5 protein-coding genes are annotated in these 6239 nt (G+C 31.7%); 1 reads left to right on the plus strand and 4 read right to left on the minus strand.

Features of this window, described 5'->3' with window-relative positions; translation table 11 throughout:
- The 4 genes from D8805_RS09740 to D8805_RS09755 form a co-directional block, all read right to left on the minus strand.
- The coding region (locus D8805_RS09740) for an energy-coupling factor transporter transmembrane component T (RefSeq protein WP_221762868.1) at positions 1 to 668 on the minus strand (668 nt) is incomplete at its 3' end.
- Positions 665 to 1252, minus strand: coding sequence for an MptD family putative ECF transporter S component (locus D8805_RS09745; RefSeq protein ID WP_049510000.1), 588 nt, complete (start codon positions 1250 to 1252; stop codon positions 665 to 667). The genes D8805_RS09740 and D8805_RS09745, both read right to left, overlap by 4 nt.
- A 21-nt stretch (positions 1253 to 1273) precedes the next feature.
- Positions 1274 to 2998 (minus strand): ABC transporter ATP-binding protein, encoded by a 1725-nt coding sequence (locus tag D8805_RS09750; protein WP_125417090.1) that lies wholly within the window; start codon positions 2996 to 2998, stop codon positions 1274 to 1276.
- Positions 2999 to 3001: 3 nt separating this feature from the next.
- Positions 3002 to 4759 carry an ABC transporter ATP-binding protein gene (locus tag D8805_RS09755; RefSeq protein ID WP_125417092.1) on the minus strand — a complete coding sequence of 586 codons (1758 nt, stop codon included), beginning with the start codon at positions 4757 to 4759 and terminating at the stop codon, positions 3002 to 3004.
- A 226-nt stretch (positions 4760 to 4985) separates the two neighbouring features.
- On the opposite strand from D8805_RS09755, the gene D8805_RS09760 reads away from it, so the two are divergent.
- The gene (locus D8805_RS09760; RefSeq protein ID WP_049510005.1) at positions 4986 to 5948 is read left to right on the plus strand and encodes a helix-turn-helix domain-containing protein; all 963 of its coding nucleotides are present in this window, start codon (positions 4986 to 4988) and stop codon (positions 5946 to 5948) included.
- The last annotated feature ends 291 nt before the right edge of the window (positions 5949 to 6239 follow it).

A 6239-nucleotide genomic window follows, 5' to 3' on the forward strand; every position in this document is an offset into this window, starting at 1 on the left:
ACCATAATCAGTATTGAAAGCACATAAACAAAATCAACTGTTTTCGTTTTGACGGATATGTACCTAGTTTTTTTAACAGGATTTTCAATACATTTTGTTTCTGCTGCCTTTGCAATATCATCAGAAATATTAGAAGATATAACAAGTAAAGGCACAATTACATACTCGATGTATGAAATTGGATTTTTAAATGTAATACCCCTTATTTTCATAGCAAGTTTTATATTGTGACTTTCTTCCCTAAATGAAGGAAAAAACCTAAACATTACAGCAATTGGTATAGAAACAGTACGAGGTAAATTCATTTTATCCATTGAGGATATTACACTTCCTACATCCGATGTTTTTAAAAAAAAACTTCCCGCACTAAATGGAAGATAAAACATCTTACATACAGCAAATAGCATAAAAAACATCATTAAAATCGCATTCATATTTCTAATTACATCAAGATTAGGTATCAAAGAAAGAACCCCAAAAAATGATATGTTTTTTAAGGCTTCTTTCTTAAATCCATTCATTAAAAAAAGAAATGAAATAAGAAGCACAATTCCCCATTCAAAATAGGTATTTACTTTATAAAATACAGCAAATCCAAGTGAAAAACTTACTAAAATTTTACTAATTGGATTGGGATTATATGGATTGTCTAAAGAAACGAGCATTATACAATACCAGCTTTTTCGAAATGCTTTTTCAAAAAGACTTTACCGATATATGCGCCGAGTATCCCGCCGACAACAGCACCGATATATACTAATACCATACTTCGATAATTCAAAAGTGCTATGAGCTTCATTATATAATCGTGACCCATACCGCCTGTTTCCGCCAGTTTAATAACCTTGTCTTTAGCCAACAAAACTTGCATAAGGAAACCACAAATCCAAGTGTTGAATACGGCAAATGAGAGCATATTAAATTTAAATGATTTATATTCTCCTTTTTTTCTTAAAAGTTCCGCAATTGCCATACTGATTACAGCATGTATCAATATTACATATGTATTTCCCATTGCAATTGCTAAAAGACTACAAATCAACCCAAGTATAAATAATCCCCATGATTTTTGAACTTTTGCCATAAAGAGCATTATAACTATTCCTGTTATAATGCCTGCCAGTGTAGGGTATGCCAAGTATAAAATCGGTACAATACCAATCATTCCCGAAGCAAACATAAGTACAAAATATATTACTGTAAATACACCTATCGTAACTAAATCTTTAATTCTTAATTTTTCCATTTTTATATTTTCCTTCTAAATAAGTTTTCACTGAATATTTGATTTTCTAAGCATTGCTTTATAAAATTCCGAGCTTTTACAAAGTTCTTCATCTGTCCCTATCGCTTCTATTTTTCCGGCATTTAATAAAACGATTTTGTTTGCATTTCTTATTGTTCTTAATCTATGAGCAATAACAATTGCCGTTTTTTCTTTTATAAGTTCGGATAAAGCCTCTTGAATTAGACTTTCATTTTCAACATCCAGAGATGCTGTAGCCTCATCAAGCAATATGATTGGTGCGTCTTTTAGTATTGCCCTTGCTATTGAGATTCTTTGTCTTTCTCCGCCTGAAAGTCTTTGTCCGTTTTCACCTATTACTGTATCTATTCCATCCGGCATTTTATCTATAAATTCATAACATCTTGCTATTTTAGCCGCTCTTATAATCTCTTCATCTGTAGCATCTTTTTTACCGATTTTTATATTATCTTTTATGCTTGAATTAAAAAGAGTAACATCTTGGAAAACGATAGAGAAATTTTTAAGGAGTGTTTCCGGATCAATTTTACCGATGTCCTCTCCCCCTATCAAAATCTTTCCTTTATCTATATCCCAAAATCTTGCAGCAAGCTTGGTGAGAGTTGTTTTTCCGCTTCCGCTTGAACCGATTAGCGCAGTGATTTCACCCTGCTTTGCAGTAAAGCTCACACAATTTATTACAGAATAATCATCATATCCGAAATAAACATCCTTGAATTCAATATCGTAATTTTTAATGTCAATATCTTTTTTGCCTTCTTGAACAGGCGTTGTCTTTATTTCCTTTATTCTCCCTACAACCGCATCAAGAATAACTATCATTGACATAAAGGTGATTATTCCTTCTATAGGAAGATAAATACTTGCTGTAAGCATTAAAAATGCGATATAAACCAGCGCACTTACCTCCCCTGCCATAAGCATGTTGACGCCGATAACGGCAACACTTATAATTCCAAGCTTTAAAATTGCAGTAGCTATTCCTGTAAGTGTTCCGGCAACAACTTCACCTTTCGTCTTCTGTTTTGTGGATGCATTTAATTTTTCAAAAAAATCATTTAACATCCTATCTTCTAAGTTGTAAGATTTTATTTGCTCTATCTGCTCTATATTTTCCTGTAGATTATCAAAAACCTTACGATTATCATCTATCCAGCCTTGTACTATTTTTTTATGACTTTTCTTTGATAAAAATATAATCAAAATAGAAATGGGAATTACCCAAAGGGCTGCAAGTGCAAGTTTCCAATTATAGAAGATAAGCATTAAAGCAATAATACTTGTGGATATAGCCGTTGAATATATATGAGGTACAGCATGAGAAAAAATTGTTTCATATAAGTTCATGTCATTCATCATGGTTTCCGCAAGGTCTGCCAAATCTCTTTTACCAAAATAAGAAAGAGGTAATTTCTTTAACCTTTCCGCTAACTCAATTCTTGAATTTGCACTCTCGTTGTACACATTGGTGTAAAGTCTTACATAATCCCACCTCGCTATTAAGAACATCACAATCATCATTACTACAATTAGTGCAATATAATGAACAGAAGTAAAATTGTAGCTCTCAATACTTTTTAAAATGCCTATATACTGAAACAGAAACATAAAACCGATCATTGGTGCGAACAATTTAGTTAAATTAACAAGCGTGTGTGAAAATATGGCTTTTTTTAAGTTAAGAGCGCCTTTTTCTGACATCGCATATTTTTTCATAAAATAAGAAACCATATTTTAACCTCCTATCTTCCAATTTACGGATTTCTGATATTCATCCCAAAGCTTTTTATAATGCCCATTTATATCTATTAAATCTGCATGCTTGCCTTCTTCTACAATTTTCCCTTTATCAATAACGAGAATCTTGTCCGCATCTATTACTGTAGATAATCTATGAGCAATCATCAATGTTGTCTTGCTTTTTGATAGCTTCTTAAAAGACTCTTGAATCAAATGTTCATTTTCAGGATCTGCAAAGGCTGTAGCTTCATCTAAAATGATAATATCTGCATCTTTCAAAAAAGCTCTCGCTATAGAAATCCTTTGAGCTTCTCCTCCTGAAAAATATGTGCCTTTAGTTCCGTAAACAGTATCAAGTCCTTTATCTAAATTTTCAATAATATCTTTAGACCCTGAATTGATTAAGGCATTGTCAATTTCTTCATTAGTTGCATCAGGCTTTCCGATTAAAAGATTATCTCTTAAACTCATTTTAAATAGTTTAGAGTTTTGAAAAACAAAAGCAATTTTTCTCATTAAAGCCTCTTTTTCAAAATCTTTTATATTAATTCCTCCAATATAAATTTCACCTGTTTTAATATCGTAAAATCGTGCAGCAAGCCTTGCTATAGTAGTTTTACCACTGCCTGACGATCCGACTAAAGCAACTCGTTCTCCTTTATTCACCTTAAATGAAATATCGTCTAATACATTTTCATCTTCATAAGAAAAGCTTACATTTTTAAACTCTATCCCAACATCAGAACTTGTTTTATTTCCATAAACAAAATCATCAAACTCAAGTATATTCTCAATTTTATCTAAAGCAAGTTCCGCAAAATAACTGGATTGTGTAATCGTCGCAGTTCTCATAATAAAAGTAGCAAATGCCGGTCCTATTAGGAAGTAAATAACAGAATCTGCAACTACATTAGATAAGTTTCCATTAAATTTTATTAAGAGTAATGCCACAGGTACCAAGAAAAATGCCGTCGATGTAGAAACGGTTTCAAACCACGACATTTTATTCGTATAACTCATAGTAAGCTTAAGTACATTGTCTTTTGTTTTTATGATTAACGAATATAACTTATCAAAGCTCTCAACACTTTGTGCAAATGTTTTAACAACAGGAATTCCTCGAACATATTCCACAGTCTGAGAAGATAAATCGGAAAGTCCTGCATAATACTCATCCTTCATTTTTTTTGTTTCGGTTGTCATCATAGATGACATCAATGTCATACCGATAATCATCGGTATCATACTGGCAAGTCCTAACTTCCAGTTAAACACGAAGAAAAATACAAGCAGGACGATTGGCGATATAATGGTCATCGCCATATCAGGAAGTTGATGCGCTATAAAAGAATGGGTTTCAGACGCTCCGGACACAATTACATTTCTTATCCTTCCGCTTTCTTTGTCATCGAAATACCCAAGCGGTTTGTTTATTAGTTTTGTTACGGAAGTCTTAATAATGTTATCTTCCACTTCAAATGCAAAAATATGGGATAAAATTAAACCTATTAGGTATATAAAAAGCCCCAGAACGGCAAAGACTGCTGCATAAATTGAATTTTCCTTTACATAATCAAAATTCACCATCCCATTTAAAATTAAGTTATTTACAATTCTATGAATATATACCATAGGCATCAAAACCATGACACCTGATACAGCAGACATAACCATAGCAATATAGAGTAAAAAACTTTTTTCACCACCGTAAGCCATTAGTCTTTTCAGTATTGATTTCTTCTTATCCTTCACTGAACAACTCCTCCTTTTTTTAAAATTAGCAAACCCTATAAATAGCCTTTTTAGACTGATTTTAGAGGCTTGTTTTCAAACTCTTTTGCAATACGCATAGTTTTTCTTGTTTTTATTTATCATTTATTTTATAATAAATGAGGATTTCAATCAATTAGATATGGCTAAATAAGTCTATTCGGGATAATGTCTATTCGGGATAAAATATAAAGTACGGAGGTATAATATGAGTGATTTTTATAACTTTGTTAAAAACTTTTTTTCTACAGATGAATCTATCGATAATACAAAATACTCCACTGTAGGACATGAATTCCGTTTTAGCACGGATAATGCAGAAGGCATATATTGGTTTTACGAGGGCGATAATTTCACTATTGATATTTATGATGTTTTCATAAAAAAAGAAATTATCCATACAAGTTTTTCTGGTTTGAATAATTTCTATTCCCTTTATTTATCTTATTTAGTTACAGCAAACGGTGAATGTTTTAATCCTTATCAAAATCTTTCTTCAAATTCACTTTATACTATAAATACAAAAAATTCTAAAGACTTTAGGTTTATACTTCACAAAAACTCTCCTTATTTAGGAATCGGTATAAATTTCAATCAGTCCATGATAGAGCAATGCCTGTCCTCTTATAAGAATAAAGTCTGTAACTATGAAGATTTATTTTTTAATACCAGCATTATAATAAACAAGCCTTTAGAAAGAATCGCAAAAGATATCCTTAATTGCAAGATGGCATCTCCTGCTGCTGAAATCTTTTTTGAGTCAAAGGCAAAGGAATGGTTAAGTATTACAATAGACTCTTTTTTAAATAAGTACAGCAATCCACTATCTATTGCCGATGATGAGGCTTTGAAAAATGTCGCCAATTATATAGACGATCATTATGCAACATCTATCTCACAGGATACTTTAGAAAAAATATCCACTATGAGCGGCACAAAACTAAAAAAGTTATTTAAGCAAAAATATCAATGCACAATTACAGAATATACTCAAAGACGGAGAATGAATATGGCGGAATTACTCCTACTGAACTCTACCCTTAAAATTCAAGATATAGCAGAGGCTGTAGGATATTCCTCTCACAGTAAATTTAGTACATGCTTCAAAAAATATAAGGGATTTTATCCCAAAGACATAAAAAAATATGCGAAAAATAATCTTTCTGATTAAATACATAAGGATTTAACTTTGGGGACGGTTGAGTTAGACCTTATTGGATAATGTTAAAGTCATAATTGGTAAACCTAAATAAATTATACGTTTAGGTCTTGTTATTATCTTGTAAAATCAGTAAAGTAGCTAATTCTACTATTTTTAGGGAGTTAGTCACAAAGAAAATCAAACAGTTAGACTGACTGTTTGAGTATGAAAAAAGCAGATAAAAAATCCCTTGAGTAAATAACTTAGGGGATTTTAAAGGTTGGGATAGGGTATTGAAAAGCTCGTACAAAGTATAATAAA

It is taken from the genome of Streptococcus oralis subsp. dentisani (assembly GCF_003944205.1).
GTDB classification, from domain to species: domain Bacteria; phylum Bacillota; class Bacilli; order Lactobacillales; family Streptococcaceae; genus Streptococcus; species Streptococcus oralis_BH.

Bases quoted from the DNA above. Each gene is read 5' to 3' on its own strand.
- D8805_RS09760 (WP_049510005.1), top strand. From the start codon at position 4,986: ATGAGTGATTTTTATAACTTTGTTAAAAACTTTTTTTCTACAGATGAA.
- D8805_RS09750 (WP_125417090.1), bottom strand. From the start codon at position 2,998: ATGGTTTCTTATTTTATGAAAAAATATGCGATGTCAGAAAAAGGCGCT.